At 66.1% G+C, this 14,911-nt stretch carries 16 protein-coding genes; 11 read left to right on the forward strand and 5 right to left on the reverse strand.

All coding sequences use genetic code 11. From position 1 onward, the window contains the following. Positions 1-151 precede the first annotated feature (151 nt). Entirely contained in the window at positions 152-1,279 is a 1,128-nt protein-coding gene (locus ASPU41_RS03025) for an aromatic acid exporter family protein (protein ID WP_157356911.1), read from the reverse strand. 612 nt (positions 1,280-1,891) lie between these two features. Between ASPU41_RS03025 and ASPU41_RS03030 the strand changes: the two genes are divergently transcribed. The 3 genes from ASPU41_RS03030 to ASPU41_RS22960 all read left to right on the forward strand — a co-directional run bounded on the left by ASPU41_RS03030 (position 1,892) and on the right by ASPU41_RS22960 (position 3,118). Further along, positions 1,892-2,521: a hypothetical protein gene (locus tag ASPU41_RS03030; protein WP_157356912.1), complete on the forward strand. Its 630-nt coding sequence runs from the start codon at positions 1,892-1,894 to the stop codon at positions 2,519-2,521. Between the two features lie 77 nt (positions 2,522-2,598). Beyond that, the gene (locus ASPU41_RS03035; protein ID WP_069949669.1) at positions 2,599-2,811 is read left to right on the forward strand and encodes a hypothetical protein; all 213 of its coding nucleotides are present in this window, start codon (positions 2,599-2,601) and stop codon (positions 2,809-2,811) included. 154 nt (positions 2,812-2,965) lie between these two features. Further along, positions 2,966-3,118, forward strand: coding sequence for a hypothetical protein (locus ASPU41_RS22960; RefSeq protein ID WP_197515737.1), 153 nt, complete (start codon positions 2,966-2,968; stop codon positions 3,116-3,118). 592 nt (positions 3,119-3,710) lie between these two features. On the opposite strand, the gene ASPU41_RS03040 is transcribed toward ASPU41_RS22960, so the two are convergent. Both ASPU41_RS03040 and ASPU41_RS03045 read right to left on the reverse strand, forming a co-directional pair. Next, positions 3,711-4,529, reverse strand: a complete 819-nt coding sequence (locus tag ASPU41_RS03040; RefSeq protein ID WP_069949670.1) for a DUF1206 domain-containing protein — start codon at positions 4,527-4,529, stop codon at positions 3,711-3,713. A gap of 391 nt (positions 4,530-4,920) precedes the next feature. Further along, positions 4,921-5,658: a GAF and ANTAR domain-containing protein gene (locus tag ASPU41_RS03045; protein ID WP_069949671.1), complete on the reverse strand. Its 738-nt coding sequence runs from the start codon at positions 5,656-5,658 to the stop codon at positions 4,921-4,923. 266 nt (positions 5,659-5,924) lie between these two features. On the opposite strand from ASPU41_RS03045, the gene ASPU41_RS03050 reads away from it, so the two are divergent. Beyond that, a complete protein-coding gene (locus ASPU41_RS03050; protein ID WP_069949672.1) occupies positions 5,925-6,404 on the forward strand; it encodes a transposase in 480 nt (159 codons plus the stop codon). Positions 6,405-6,482: 78 nt separating this feature from the next. On the opposite strand, the gene ASPU41_RS03055 is transcribed toward ASPU41_RS03050, so the two are convergent. Next, positions 6,483-6,719, reverse strand: coding sequence for a hypothetical protein (locus ASPU41_RS03055; protein ID WP_157356913.1), 237 nt, complete (start codon positions 6,717-6,719; stop codon positions 6,483-6,485). 513 nt (positions 6,720-7,232) lie between these two features. On the opposite strand from ASPU41_RS03055, the gene ASPU41_RS03060 reads away from it, so the two are divergent. From ASPU41_RS03060 to ASPU41_RS03080, 5 genes are all read left to right on the forward strand, one after another. Then, positions 7,233-7,907: a response regulator transcription factor gene (locus ASPU41_RS03060; RefSeq protein ID WP_069949674.1), complete on the forward strand. Its 675-nt coding sequence runs from the start codon at positions 7,233-7,235 to the stop codon at positions 7,905-7,907. A 595-nt stretch (positions 7,908-8,502) separates the two neighbouring features. Beyond that, positions 8,503-8,937 (forward strand): hypothetical protein, encoded by a 435-nt coding sequence (locus ASPU41_RS03065; protein WP_069949675.1) that lies wholly within the window; start codon positions 8,503-8,505, stop codon positions 8,935-8,937. 244 nt (positions 8,938-9,181) lie between these two features. Beyond that, a complete protein-coding gene (locus tag ASPU41_RS03070) occupies positions 9,182-9,406 on the forward strand; it encodes a hypothetical protein (protein WP_069949676.1) in 225 nt (74 codons plus the stop codon). Positions 9,407-9,467: 61 nt separating this feature from the next. Continuing rightward, positions 9,468-9,785 carry a DUF6221 family protein gene (locus ASPU41_RS03075; RefSeq protein ID WP_069949677.1) on the forward strand — a complete coding sequence of 106 codons (318 nt, stop codon included), beginning with the start codon at positions 9,468-9,470 and terminating at the stop codon, positions 9,783-9,785. 200 nt (positions 9,786-9,985) lie between these two features. After that, positions 9,986-11,431, forward strand: coding sequence for a S8 family peptidase (locus ASPU41_RS03080; RefSeq protein ID WP_083266325.1), 1,446 nt, complete (start codon positions 9,986-9,988; stop codon positions 11,429-11,431). 39 nt (positions 11,432-11,470) lie between these two features. Here the strand turns inward: ASPU41_RS03080 and ASPU41_RS03085 are convergent, their stop codons facing one another. Further along, positions 11,471-12,091: a J-domain-containing protein gene (locus ASPU41_RS03085; RefSeq protein ID WP_069949678.1), complete on the reverse strand. Its 621-nt coding sequence runs from the start codon at positions 12,089-12,091 to the stop codon at positions 11,471-11,473. Between the two features lie 192 nt (positions 12,092-12,283). Between ASPU41_RS03085 and ASPU41_RS03090 the strand changes: the two genes are divergently transcribed. Both ASPU41_RS03090 and ASPU41_RS03095 read left to right on the forward strand, forming a co-directional pair. After that, positions 12,284-13,453 carry a glycosyltransferase gene (locus ASPU41_RS03090; protein ID WP_157356914.1) on the forward strand — a complete coding sequence of 390 codons (1,170 nt, stop codon included), beginning with the start codon at positions 12,284-12,286 and terminating at the stop codon, positions 13,451-13,453. After that, positions 13,450-14,901, forward strand: a complete 1,452-nt coding sequence (locus ASPU41_RS03095; protein ID WP_069949680.1) for a lipopolysaccharide biosynthesis protein — start codon at positions 13,450-13,452, stop codon at positions 14,899-14,901. The genes ASPU41_RS03090 and ASPU41_RS03095 overlap by 4 nt, the downstream gene beginning before the upstream one ends. Positions 14,902-14,911 lie beyond the last annotated feature (10 nt).

Genomic DNA, 14,911 nt, shown 5'->3' on the forward strand with positions numbered 1-14,911 from the left:
GACATGCGCAGGGCCGAATCTCCCCACGTACCTGGATCGTAGGTCTCCGGCAATTCGTTGACCCGCCGGCCAAGGGATGTCCATCTCCCCTGAGTGCTCTCGCAGTTGTCGAAAGATCACCGCCCCCTGGGCCTCCGATGTCGGCCTGGTCCTAGTTCCTGGGTCCGCCGGACTTCACGACGCGGAGCATGCGGTGCAGGCTGACCAGGATGGATTCCACGGCACTGGGCGCGTTCGTTGCCGCTTCCTCGGCGCCGATACGGGCGGTCAATTCCTTCACCGCGACGTCGGCCGTGTCCATCAGCTCCGCCTGCCGTTCCGGGGGCTGCTCTTCGAGGGAACGCAGGATGTCAGCCACCGCGGCCATGGCGTCGGCGAGCGGGACGGTGTATTCATCCGGTATAACGAAGGGTGTGTCTCCGGCCCAGATGACATCCGAGAGGACCTGCGTGACGTCCTGGACGTGGAACGTCACCTGCTCCAGGTCCCGGAGATTCCGGTAGTCCAGTTCCACATCCCGCGGATGGAGGCGTCGCCGGAGGTTGGCCTGCCGGCTGGCATCTGCTTTTTCCACCGCGAGTCTGACCATGCGGGCCGAGCCTGCCAACTCCTCGGAACGGCCAGACCAGTCCTCATACTCCGGCGGCCAGTTCTCCTTCAGCGCCTTGCCCATGTCCCCCAATTGCCGGGCCAGGGCCAGACGCAACTCAGCGATGCTGAGCGCGGCGGCATTGAAATACAGCGGCGGGAACACGAGGAGGTTGACCACGATTCCCACAGTGACCCCTGCTCCCATCTGAACCAGGTAACCGAATGAGAAGCTATCGGGATTGTTCCCGCCGACCAGCAGGACCAGGAGCGCAGCCGTCGGGATCCAGTCGCTGCCGGATCCAATCCACGGGAGCCCGGCGAGAATGACACCAAAGCCTATAACGATGGCAACCGACACCGGGGTGGGGTTCCCGAGGCTGACGAGCACGAAGGCCAGGCCGATGCCGATCGCCAGTCCCGCCAGCGTCTGGACACCCCGGCGGATGGACCCAGCCACGTTCTCGTACATGGCGACTAGGGCGCCGAGCGGAGCGTAGTAGGGGTAGTCGGCTGCGGACCCGGGCATAAAGGGTGCAATTGCGAAGGCTATGCCGGCGGCCAGCCCCGCCTTCATGGCCAGCTGCAGCCGGGGCCACAGTAACGCCTGGGCCACGCTGCCGGACCCGATCCGCCAGAGTCTCGCCGCGGCGGAAGGCCGCGGAGTGCTTGGGTCTCTTACGTTGCCCATCCTGCTTCACCTTAGGGCGGGGGCGTTGTTACGACAAGTGGGCTCGATTCAAACTGCAGAAGTGGTCTCCATTCAAACTGCCATAATCAGCCGGACGGCCGCGGACGAGCGGGGGTGCACCCGCGGGGGCGGCCCTCTTAGCTCGGGCGGGGGCGGCCCTCTTCGCTCGGGCGGGAACGAAGGCCCCGGGCTCCCGCGTCCGGGCCAGGGTGGAAGAGCAGAAACTACTTGAACTGGTCTACGGCTCAGGCTGGACGGAGCCCCGGGCATCAGCGTCTGGTGGACGGATCACTCGGACCGCCAAGTGAACGTGCTCCTTGACCCCCGCAGCCCGTTCTCCTGCACTGAGGCGGCCCTCCAGGCCCCTCAAGCGTTCCCTGATCCGCGACAGAAACGACCCTGGGCGGCTTGTGCCCCCGTCTCCAGAGTAGCCGGGAGTCAGAGCAGGCCGGGTCGGCTGGCGAGGATGTAGTCAGCCGCGGCTGGCCCCATCATGCGCAGGCGAGGCCAGCCGTATGTGGACTTCATCGCCGAGGAGCTCAACGACAGACCCGACGCCGTTTCCCGGCTACCTGACACCGAGGAAAGTCGTCACCAAACTATTGAGCGGGGATGTTGCTTCGACAGCTTGACGGCGCCGGTCATTCCATAGTTAGTGGGCAGGTTTTGTTGTTTACTGGTGGTATCTGCATTGCCGCAAGCGGAAAGAGGCAGATCACCATGGATTCGGGCCAGCTGGTATGGATCATAGTCGTCGTCATCGTCGTGGCACTCGCCGTTGTTGGCCTGGTGGTCTTCTTCGGCCGCAAGCGGAAGCTGAACGCTGACCGGCGTCAGGCGGTCGAGATGCGCCAGCAGGCGGAGACAGATGAACTCGGCGCACGGGAGGGTGAAGCGAAGGCGGCCCGGGCGGAAGCGGACGCGCAGCAGGCCGAAGTGGATGCCGAACGCCTCCGCAGGGAGGCCCGCGATCGTCAGAAGGAGGCCCGGACTGTTCGTGAGGGTTCGCAGGAACGGGTCCGGGAAGCTGATCAACTGGATCCGGATGTTGATGCCGGCGGACGCCGGGATGCCCAGACCGGTGAGGGCCGGCCGGGCCCCGACGGCCCCGACGGCCCCGACGGCCCCGACGGCCCCGACCGGCCTGCTCAGGAAACCGGGCCGGGATCAGACATCTCCGGCGATGGCCAGAGCAGCCGCAACCCTGGCGGGCCAGAGGATCAGCTGAGGCGGCCGCTCTGATCCGGGGTGGATCAATTCCCTCCAAGGTGTGAATATTTACGCTGAAACGTCAGTCAGATCCGGTATCGGAGGACAAAATGCGGGTCAGAGTCAGAGTCATCGTCGGAATATTGGTGATCGTCTGGCTCGCGATCGGGGTCGCCGCGGCCGCGCAGCGCGACTATTTCGCCGGACAGCCGGTATCCTGCGCCTCGGTTGGAACTGTCGCGCTGACCATCGTTACGGGGCCGCTGAACTACACGGGCCTGAACCCCAAGATCGCCTGTGAGATTCCCCAGCCATCGCAGTAGCCCCGGGCCCGGAGCCCGGTCGTCGGGCCGGAACCGGCCTCTTGTGGAGAGCCGCCGCCGGCAGGCCCGGATTGCGGCGTACCCACCGGGGCGCCAGGCCCGGTGGCGGTGTCATTGTTGAACGTTTCAAAAAATGAAAAGGCAGGTAACGGTCATGAACATTCTTCTCATCGTCGTAGTGGTCCTTGCGGTGCTGTTCTTCTTCGGAGGCGGGCTGGTTCCTTCTTTGAACTTCCTGATCTGGGTTGGCGTGGTGCTGTTGATCCTCGCCGCCGTCGGTTTCTTCGTCGGGCGCAGGAGGAGCTGAAACCTCCGGGCTGGATGAGTCTGCGAAGAGTCGCTATCGGCTGGTCGGCCCGGGCCTGCCGCTGGCGGTGAATGTGCGGCGATCGCAGGGGTTTTCCGGATACTCATTCACTCCCCGGACCGGAAATCAGGCGACGATGCTCATTCTCATACGACTACCGTGACGGGCTGCAGGTCCGGACTAGCACCCTTCATCCAGGTGGCCCATCAGCCGAACGCATGACGGGGGGCGTTTATCGGCCGAATCCAGTGCGGCACGGTGCGGCGTTGGTTCGTTCATGCCAGTGCGAAGGCGAGCAGTCGTCAGTTTAGAGTTGCCGCTTACAGCCCGGTGCGTATCAGTGATGCGGGCCGCTTTGTCCTGGAATCACCGGCGGCCGCATTGATCTGAATCCGCGGCGTGAACAGCGGCGTTCCGGAAGATCGGCACGGTTCACGTCTGCACCGCGAAGATCGTCTCCGGTGAGGCCTGCTGACCTTCCCGGCGCCCGGCCCCGTCGGCTGTCGGCGGCCTCGTGATTGTTGCCGTCCCGGGCGGGCCGGTCGTTCCCCCTCACGTCGATGGAGCAGGAGCCGGCCGCGCCGGGGGCGGTTTACATCCGCGCGAATTTGGCCTTCACCATCAGGTATAGGCCGTAGCAGATCAGGCCGGCGCCGACGGCGGTCAGCATATATACCCCGTAGGGCTGCTCGCGCAGGGCCTTCAACCCGCCATCCAGGCCAGTGGACTCCTGGGGGCGGGCGGAAACGGTGGCAATGATGAACAGCAATCCCACCAGAAACAGGGCTATGCCCTCGGCCATGTAGCCGACAACGCCCAGCCCCGTAATAACGGACCGGCCGACGGCTGAGGTCGGCAGCCGCAGATCCTTCTTGAACGATGCCTTGACTCCGAGGACCATGAAGACAATGCCGACGACGGCGACCGCGGCCCCGATGGCGATCAGCAGCAACGGACCCCCGGGTGCTTTCATGATGGAGACCGTGAAATCGCTGGTGGACTGTCCGCTGTTCTTGCTGTTTCCGCTCGCGGAGGCAGCGAACGTCAGCGCCATGACGGCGAACACGACCGCCTTGCCGCCTGCGGAAAGTCTATTCCCCACCTTCTTTTTGGCTTCCAGCTGACCGTAGCCGAACACGGCGTTCCCGGTTTGCCAGAGCGCCAGAGCCACGCAGGCGGCGAATCCGGTCCACAGCAGCAGCAGTCCCTCGGGCTGTCCGGCGAGTTGGGCGACGGCGCCGCCCTGGTCCGCCTGTCCGGCCTTGCCGAAGGCCAACTGGATGGCGACGGAGCCGGTCAGCAGGTGCAACAGGCCGCTGACGGCAAAGCCTGCCCTGGCGGCGATCACGAGGGCCCTGGAATTCGATGCCTCCTCGACCGCGTTCGCGGCGTCGTCCAGCTCCTTCTTCATTTCCCGATCCTTCGTGCAAGCGCGCGCAGATGCCGTGGTGTGTAACACGCCTATTTTGTCACGTGAGTCCACGCTCACACAGGCCCGGTCTGAGCCAGCGAAGACAGCCGGTACCATCGTCGGTTTCCCGGCCGCGGCCCGGATTGCTTCGCGGGCAGAGGTACGGTAAGCGAGCACACCAGACCATCCCCGGGGCTTCGCCTCGGCGCAATCCCTGCAACGCTGCGTCAACACCGGGGAGGCGACGGCCGCCCTGACCGGACATGGCACACTTCTCCGCGGCGCGGGTCCTGGGAGAGCCGGCCGGGGCGAGGGCAAATCTCGCGCAGGGTGACTCGTGGGGACACCCGGTGGGTGTTGTTTGGAAGAGCGGGGAAGTCAGGGTTGTTGTTCAGGCTTCGAACCGGGCACTTGGCGGCACGTGCCCGGAGAGCCCGAGCAGCAGTTCTTCGGCGACTTGGTGTAGTTTTTGGTTCCGGTGGTTTGAGGCCCGGGTCAGGATGGCGAAGGCCTCTTCCTGGCTGCAGCGGTTTTGGGCCATGATGGCCCCGCAGGCGAGGTCGATCGTTGACCGGCTTGTCATGGCGGCTTTGAGGTCTTCGGCCAGGAGTTGTGCGGTTCCTATCCGGACGGCCAGGCGCAATGCGTCGCCGGCGATCGTGGCGAAGTTTTCGGCGATGGCGATGGACGCCGGGGTGAAGGCCCCGGCGGCCGGAGCGAACAGGTCAAGAGCGGCCCAGGAATCTTTGCCGAGCTCGAGCGGGATTCCGAGGACGGCGTGGTAGCCACGGTTGGTGAGTTCGTGTTGGAAGTCGGGCCAGCGCGGGTCGCCGTTGACGTCATTGAGCAGGACTGTGGTGTTGGTTTCCAGTGCCAGCATGCAGGGGCCGGCGCCGAGGGCCTGCTCGATCTGGTCCAGGGCGCGTGCCTCCTCGCTGCTTCCGGCGATCGTGATGGTGCGCCGGCGCCGCCGCAACGCCACGGCGCACTCGACCGGACGGCCGATGGCCGGGCTGATGGTCCGGGCCGCGAAGAGCGCCAGTTCGTTCAGGAACTCGCTCACGGTACCGGACTCCGTGATGAGGTCCTGAAGGTCTGAGACGGCGGATTCATCGGAAGGACTTGTCATGGCCTCAGAATACGACGCACCGGGCCCCGTGTGTGCCTTTTTCATATCCGGTTACCCGGCCTGACGCTGATCTTGCATCGACCGGCCGTGGCGGCTTCACTGCCCTGGGCCATCAGCAGATCTCCGTCCGCGAGCGGCACCATGTTGTGTAGGATTCTGCGCACGCCCGGACCCCGGACGGGATCCGCCGCACCGGCCAGGCCAGGATCCACGCGTGGCTGAAGAAACACGGTGCCCGCCCCTCCGCCGCGGTCGCCCAGGACGCCGTGGACGCCGCGAAATCCCAGCACACCACCGTCCCGGCCCAACACCTCGGGGAACTGATCGTCGCCGCCCTCGCACAGGAAGTCATCACCCTGAATGAGGAACTCGCCGAGCTGGACGCGCTGATCAGCGAGAAGGTCACCGAACACCGGCACACCCGGACCCTGTTGAGTATGCCCGGCTTCGGACCCTTCCTCGCAGCCGAATTCCTCGGTGCCACGGGCGGAGACCTCACCGTCTTTCAAACTGCGGACCGGTTTGCCGGGGTCGCCGGACTCGCCCCCGCACGCCGGGACTCCGGACGGATCACCGGCAACCACCACCGCCCCCGCCGCTACGACCGCAGGCTCCTGCGCGTCTTCTACCTCTCCGGCCTCTCGGCACTGAAAGCTGCCCCGCCTCCCGGACCTACTACGACCGAAAACGGACCGAAGGCAAAACCCACATCCAGGCCATGCTCTCCCAGGCCCGGCGAAGGTTGAACGTCCTCTGGGCCATGCTCCGCGACGGCACCACGTACACTCCTGTTGCTGCGGGACTGAAGGCTGCGTGATGCATCCTCAGCCGCTGTAGGAGGCAAGGTGCGGCAAGTGGAGGTCGCTCAGGCGCTCATTGAGGACCAACGCCAGCAGATCGCTGTCCTGGATCGGCAGCAGAATCAGTCCGTTCAGATATGCATCGACGACCAACAGGTCCTGGTTGCCCCCGTACACGAAGTACGCCAACCACGCGTCATGGACTTCGAGGTCTGCGAGCAGGAACGCAACATGAGTCAATTCCTGCTGGTTTTTGTCCATCAGAACCCACACCCTCTTACCTCCCGAACTTCGCAGAAGTGCGGGATTTCAAGCCGTTGTTTGATCGCAGGACAAGCATTCCCGCGGTCTCCCATAAGGCTACGACTGCGCCCGCACGGCGGCCACCCTTTCTTCATCGGGCCACCGCGCACTGCGGTGTTCTGTCCCGGATGGCCGGAAGCTGGCACGACGGGCCCGGCAAGGGGCCGATACGGGCCTCGCTGCGCTCGTGCAGCATGGGCGTTTCTCTTGACCTCGCCGGGGCATATGCCGCAACGCGTTGGTTCCGGATCCGGGATGCCTGCGCGCCCAAGGTGTCAGGCCTGACCCGGTGTCGCCGCGAAGCAGCATCTCCCGCGCCAGGTCACCACTGCCACTTCCTGGCTGGGTGATGGTCCTTTGGCCCTAGCAGCAGGTCTTCCCGTTTGGAACGATTTTGGTAGGTGACCCCCGGGTGGGAGGGACCTGCACGAAGTGGCGGGTCGGTGGCGCTCAAACAACAGGAGTCTGTCGATGGGTTTGCCTTTGGACGCCGCTGCTGCCCGGGAACGGGCCCCGGGGTCGGTGCGCGTCTTTGTCGTCGATAGTCACGAGCTCGTCCGGGAAGGGCTGAGGGACTTTCTCGAGGGAGAAGGCCTCGAGGTGGTCGGTGAGTGCTGGTCAGCGGCCGAGGCCAGCCGCCGGATCGTGGAAGCGGGCGCGGACGTGGCGGTACTGGATGGACCTCTGCCTGACGGGACCGGAATTGAAGTCTGCCGGTATGTGCGCTCCGTTGATTCGGATCTGCAGTGCCTGATGATGACCAGCTATGTCGATGACGAGGTGCTTCGCAGTGTCGTTCTTGCCGGCGCGGCAGGTTGTGTGCTCCGGCAAGTCCGGGGCCTCCACCTGGCCGAGGCCATCCGTCGTGCCGCTACGGGGGAATCGCTCCTGGGCACTGAGGTGGTGGACAGGGCGAGGGCGTGGTTCGCCAACGCGGCGGCGGACCCGGGATTTGGTGACCTGGCCGGCGCGGAGAGGGAAGTGCTGGCACTGATTGGCAAGGGTCTGAGCGACCGGCAGATCAGTGAGGCATTGGGTCTGGCTGAGACGAGGGTACGTGAGCTCGTTTCCACGCTGCTGGTCAAACTGGGGTTCGGAGGCGGTAGCGGGCCAGCGGTCGGCCGGCCGACAGATGCGCTCCCGTGAATCGACGAGACTGAGCCGTCCGGCGGCCGGATCCCGGGCCTGATCAGTGCACTTCACATTGGGTTGCCGCTGTGGCGTTCGCCCGGCAGCGCATCCTCCACGGATGAGACGAGGAGAAGGGTCCGGCCACCTTCACGGGATTCCTCCCGCCCCGGATACCCCTCGGCCGGCTCATGAAGAATCGTGGGACGAAGGCCGCACCCTGCTATCGCCTGTGAGGACCGGCAAGTCATCCTTTTCGGATGAGGTGCTCTTCCCCGGGCGCGGTGCAGACGATACAAAGCCCGCAATCGGGCCTCGCTGCGCTCGGGCAGCCCAAGCATTTTTCTTTTCCTTTTTTGCTGCTGTCCGTTGGATCCTACGTGCCCGCTCCACCGGCGCAACCGTCCTCCGGACGGCCGCGCACCGGACGCCTTGGGTCGGCGCTGCGCTTATTTCCTCCCACAACCCACCCGCTGCTTGCCCTTCGGGTTGCCCCGGCTCCGTCAGGCACAGCTACGCGATGCTCCGCCAGCAGGCAAAAAACATGGTGGGGGAGAGGGATGGCCGGTACTCCAGGCACCCGCCCCGCCCCAGCGAAACGGAGCATCACCTCATGAGCACAGCAACAATGACCCACACGACAACGGCCGACACCGCCGAACCGGTCACCGCCCCGGCCCTTCCCGCCGACGACCGGTCAGGGGACGGGTACGACTGGATGGACACCCTCGACGGCACCGCCTGGTCCGTGTTGCCGAACTGGGGCAGCGAGGGCTGGGATGCAGGGTCCTGGCCCTACATTATCTTCGCCGTCGCCCGCACCCGGGACGGGAACGGGGAACTGTTCGGCTACGGCACCTACGTCGAAGGAGACACCGCCACCCACTGGTTCCGGACCCAGGACGCCTGCTTCGAAGCAATCACCGCCGAAGTCTTCTTCCACTGGGCCTCCGGCCAGTCCGACGGCCCCGACAACCTCCCAGCCACAGCCACAGCCGCAGAACTGCCGCACCAGGACCGGAAGCCCTACCCGGGCTGGACGGACTAGAAGCGCTCCGGTGCCCCGGCCGCGAACCGGCCGGGACACCCGATAGGCACGCCAACATCCATTGACAACATCATTGAGATTCCTTCGAAATATACCCTGCGATCGGACCCCGGAGCCGGGCCCGGGACAAATATCTAAGGGACATTAGCCCCCAGGGAGCGTGGCCGTGTGAGACTGGGGGCATCGGACTCAATCGAGACTGGCAACCCGGCTGCACCCAGAAGCTCCAAGGAGCCACCCAGACATGAACAGTCAAGACCCCAACGCCTCCGGCCGCCCCCAAATTCACGAGCAAAGCCAGGCCCGGCCCGACCTCAGCAGCCTCCACGTCCGCGAGGACATCGCCGTCACCGGGCTCTGCGGCAACGTTCATCTCCCCACCGGCCGGACCTGCGATGCGTCCGAGCGGCACGACGGTTCCTGCAATTTCATTGGCCCCGAGGACGCGGAAAACCTGGCAGCGCACTAATCAGCAGCCCCGGCTGCAGCCGGAGCTGGTTGCCGGCCGGTACCGCGCGTACGCTCGCCGTGTGGACATTGTCGAATTCCTGTCCGAGCGGATCAGCGAGGACGAGGCTGTAGCCAGGACCCTCCTCGGCGACCGGACTGTCTCGAAATCCGGTGCCTGGTACGAGCAGCGGCTGTTGCTTGAATGCGAGGCCAAGCGGCGCCTGATCCGCATCGTGGAATCGGCCCGGCAGGCGGCCCTGGCTGCGCTGGTCAGCGACCCCGGTCAGGACGCGGGCTGGATCCCGCAGTCCCTGGAGTGGATGGAACACTCGCTCTACGCCCTGGCCCTGCCCTACTACGACCACCCGGACTTCCACCAGGACTGGTTCCGCGCCTAGGCCTCTGCCTGATTGATCAGGGCCGCTTCGTTCAGGCGGCCAACGGCGGCGGGATCCCGCCGCCTCAGGATCCCGCCGGCGGGCATCGCCTTTCGCTGGTCCCCGCGAAGTAATGCCAAAGGTCCGTGTGCAATAGACAGTCCCGGGCCTAAGCTAGGACCGGGGGCGCTCAGTAGCGAAGACGCTTAAGGGAGGCCAGTATGTTCAGCCACGTCCGCCGTCCGGGGTCATCACGGGAGCCCGCGGTTACCGCCGCCGGGCCGCGCCAGAATCCCGGGACCGCCGCGCCCCCGCCCAAGACCGGCACACTGATCCGGGGAATCGTGGGCGTCCTCGCAGCGCTGAGCCTGACCGTCGCCGGAGGCCTCGTCACGGCCCTCCCCTCAACCGGCGCCGAGCGGGAACAAAGCTACATTGTGGTGCTGAAGGACGGCGTCGTGGACGCCGGCACCGCAGCCGCAGCCCAGCAGGGCAGCTACGGCCTAACCGTGTCCACGGTCTACCGCGATGCCGTGAGCGGTTACGCCGCGAAAATGACACCATCCGTCGCGGCCCGCCTCGCTGCGGACCCGGGCGTTGATTTCATCACCGTGGCCAGGGAATTCCAGAAACCCAAGGACCCCGCACCGAGTACCCAGGTGGCGCCGCTCTGGTGGCTGAGGATCGGAGGCACTCCCCCCGAAGACCGGCACCATAAATCATCGGACGCTGTCGACGTCAACGTGGCCGTGATCGACAGCGGCATCGACGGAACCCATCCGGACCTCAATGTGCGCGGCGGCATCGACTGCTCCACAGGCTCGCCCGCCGAGGTGACCCCCACGGACAAAGTCGGACACGGGACCTTCGTGGCCGGGGTGATCGGCGCCAAGGACAACAAACGGGGCGTGATCGGCACGGCACCGGGAACCCCGCTGTGGTCGGTGCGCGTGGTGAACGACTCCGATGTGATCACCGAAGAAATGCTCATCTGCGCCATCGACTGGGTGACGGCAACGCGCAAGGACAAGGATCCGGACAACGACATCGAGGTGGCCAACATCAGCATCGGCGGGCCGGGCACCGAAACCGCCAACTGCGGCAAGGGAACGGATCCGATGCACTACGCCATCTGCCGCTCGGTCAAAGCCGGCGTCGCCTACGCCGTGGCGGCCGGCAACTCCGGTCAGGACATCGCCGGCTTTGTCCCGGCCACCTACGACGAGGTGCTGACCGCCACGGCGATGGCGGACTTCGACGGCAAGCCCGACGGCCTCGCCGCCCCGGTCTGCGGGCCCGAGGACTGGACCGAGATCGGGCAGCTGGATGACCGGCCGGCGTTCTTCTCCAACTTCGCCAGCAAGTCCAAGGACAAGGCCCATACCGTCGCCGGCCCAGGGGTCTGCATCACCTCCACCTCCATTGCGCCGGAAGGCTATGCGGTGGCCCACGGAACCAGTTTCGCAAGCCCCGTCGTCGCCGGCTCGCTGGCGCTGTGCATCAGCGAAGGGGAATGTGAGGGCTCGGGCAAGGAAGTGATGTCCCAGTTCATGGATCTCACCGCCGCGTACAACAAGAAACACCGCGACTTCGGCTTCGAAGGCGACCCGTTGCGCCCGATGGACGGGCAGTACTACGGCTACCTCGCCCAGATCGCGAAGTACTGACCACCGGCCCGGCCCTTAACGGATCCAGGCCAAGGCCAGCTAGGAACGGAACCGGATCCACCGCCACCAAGGACGGCGGATCCGGTCCTGTTCCTGCCCTGCCGCTTGTGCTGCGGCCTGCTCTGCGGCGGCTGCGAGCGCCGCCCGGCGTTCCGCCCAGTTCCGAACCTCGGTGTCGACATCGCGGGTCCTGGTGACAACCGGCGGTCCGCCCTGCAATTGCCGCCGCGCATCAATTACGCGGGCATTGAAATCCTCCAGGAGCTGGCGGACCGGTTTTTCGGACTGGAACTCGTCGATCCGGTCGTCGAGCCCGGCGTCCTCGGTGCGGAGCAGGATGGCTTTGGGCCCCATCCCGGTGATATTTTCGCGCTGGATCAGGCCCTTTACCCACCAGTCAGGGTCGTATTTTTCGCCCAGCCCGGGAACGGGTTTTCCGGCGTATTTGAGGTGGTCGAATTTTCCCTGCGCCATGGCATCCCGGATCAGGTACTCGGCCCTGGCGGCGTCGTCGAATTTTGCGCGCAGTCCGCGTTCCTTCTCTTCGGCTGCGGCCAGCTCCTCCTCTTCCTGCACCGTCATTCCGCTCACCCGCAGGGCGCGGAGTTCCGCTGCACGCTCCACCCTGCGCCGGAACGACCCGCCTGACGCGTCGCTCATGGCCTCCCACCCTTCATAGCTGCCCGAGATGCATCCTGCTTCCAGTATGCGAATCAAAGACCGGGCGGCCAAGGAGAAAGCTGCGGCGCTTCGGACCGCGGCTTCGGCGGCCCCTTGGGTCCGGGTGAGCCGTCCAGAACAGGGCCGTTCGACCCCCGGCTGCACGCCCGGGGGGTCCAGTACACTCATGCAATGAGGCTTCTGTACATCACAGAAAGTGTGCCCAACCGGGACCCCGTGTTCGGTGACGGCAGCTCGATGATCCCTTATGAGATTCTGCGGAATCTGCCGGCGGACGTTGACGTGACCCTGCTGACCTACGCGGGGCCGGTCGGGCTGCCGGACGAGGTGTTCAGCCGTTGTGAGTCGGTCCAGGTTCTGACTCCCCGGAGCCGCAAGGCGGCGTTCGTGCGGTCCTTCGCCGGCCTGAACGGTGTGGGAAAGCACGAACGTGCCACTGCGGAAGCCATTTCCACGGCAGCCAGGCTGTCAGCGGACAGTGATGCGACCCTGATCCACGGCCCGCACGCCCTCTTCCTCGCCCGCCACGTGCAGGGGCCGGTGGTCCTGCAGACAGTGGACCCTTGGTCGATCAGGGCCGGGATGGACAGTGCCATTGCGCCACGTTTCCTGCGGCCGGCGTACCGGGCGCGGGAGCGCCGGGCGCTGCGGGCCGAACACCGCCTGCCTGCAAGGGCCCGCCTCCTCACGGTGGGGTCCCGGGACGCCGTTGAATGGTCTGAGCGTCTGGGCCGGCCGGTGCGGAGCATCCCGAACGGTGCCGAGCGGGCCCTCCGCCCCGCCGCAAGGCAGTCCGGCCCCGTGGTCTGCTTCGTCGGCAGCCTGAACTACGGGCCCAACATCGACAGCGCGAAGGTCCTGGTCGGCAAGATCGCTCCCCTGGTGTGGGAGAAGGTGCCCGAGGCCAGGTTTGTCCTCGCGGGGCGCCGTCCCGGGCCGGATGTGCTCTCGTTGGCCGGCCCCCGGGTGGAGGTCCTGGCCAATGTGCCGTCGGTCCTTGACGTCTTCCAGTCAGCTGATGTGGCAGCCTTTCCCGACGAGCATGGCGTTGGCATCCGGAACTCGGTCCGCGAGGCGCTGGCTGCCGGCCTTCCCGTGGTTGCCACGCCGGTCGCCGCGCGTGAACAGGACCCCCATCCCTTGCTGACCGTCGAGCAGGACACCTCGAGGTTCGTTGATCACGTCGTGAACCGGCTGACAGGGCCCCGGCCAGGGCCTGCAGAGCGTGACGCCGACGCCGTCCGGACCTGGCAGACGGTCACGCAGGAGTACCTGGCCGAGCTGCGCAGCGCGATCCATCCCGGCAGCACCGGCCTGCCGCTTGGAAGCTCACCGGCATGACGTCCGCTCCCGGGGACCTGGCCCGGACCGGCGTCCGGGGCGCCATCTGGCAGGGGCTGGCATTCGCCAGCGGGAGAATCATCGTCCTGGCCACGACGATCGTGCTGGCCCGGCTGCTGTCTCCCGAGGAGTACGGTTTGGTGGCCCTGGCCCTGGTCCTCATTGCCTACACGGAGACCATTGCCGACGCCGGGGTGGCCCAGGCCTTGGTCTACCTGCCACGTGCCGGGGTTATTGCCAGATCTGCGCTGCTGATCTCGGTGGTGCTGGGCACGCTCCTGGGCCTGGGCGCCTTCCTTGCCGGGCCCCTGATTGCCCAGCTCTTCAGCCTGCCCGAGGTGGAACCCCTGGTCCAGGTCCTGGGGATCTCGGTGCTGGCCACCTCGCTGGGCGCTGTCCCCGAGGCCCTGCTGCGGCGTGACCTGCAGTTCAAGAAACTCACGGCGGCTCCCGTTATTCGAGCCGCCACGATGGGCACGGTGACCCTCAGCCTGGCATTGTCCGGCCATGGCGCCTGGTCACTGGCCGTGGGAACAGCTGCCGGGTCCGTGGCTTACGCCGCGACGTGCTGGTTCCTGGTTGGCAGGAGCGCGCCGTGGCAGATCTGGCGTGTTGGCAAAGATGCCCTCCGGGCCAACTTGAAATACGGCGCACCGGTCGCCGGCAGCAGCCTGCTGGCACGGTTGATCTTCGACATCGATTACCTCATCATCGGCCTGTTCCTCGGGGCGCAGGCACTGGGCTACTACACCCTGGCTTTCCGCCTCCCCGAGGTGCTCATCCTCAACGTGTTCTTCGTCCTCTCGACCGTCCTGTTTCCCTTGTATTCCCAGGTGCGCAGCGAGCCGGAACGGCTCCGCTCCGGCTATCTGACCAGCGTGCGGATCCAGTCCCTGTATGGCGTCACCACCGGTGTGGGGTTGGCCGTCGTGGCTCCGGTTCTGGTGCCGCTGGTCTTCGGCGAGAAGTGGATGGACGCCGTGTTGCCCCTCGTGTTCCTCGCCCTCTATGCCGCGGCCCGCTCGCTGGGCGCGGGCGCCAATGACGTGTACAAGGCCATCGGCCGTCCAGGCCTCTCGATCTGGGTGTCGCTGGTGCGGCTCGTGATCCTGCTGCCGGTCCTGCTGTTCGCCACCCAGTGGGGCATCGTGGGCATCGCGTGCGCGCAGTTCGTCGTCGCAGTGCTCTTCGCCAGCGGCATGCAGTTCGTGGCCGCCAGGGTCATTCAGCTGCGGGCGCGCGAACTGCTCCGCGCCGTGGCGCCCGGCCTGGTCTGCGGGGCGGCCGTGGCGTTGGCGGGCCTCGGCATCCTGGCGGCGCCGGTCCTGGGCGGTGTGACCACCCTGATCCTGGTAGTCCCCACGGCCGTTGCGTTGGTCTACGCGGTGCTTCGGTTCGGGTTTCGGCCGCTGCATGATGAGCTGGTGCAGCTGGTCCGCCGCCGCTGAGCCCGAAGTC

This window comes from Arthrobacter sp. U41, assembly GCF_001750145.1.
Taxonomy (GTDB): domain Bacteria; phylum Actinomycetota; class Actinomycetes; order Actinomycetales; family Micrococcaceae; genus Arthrobacter.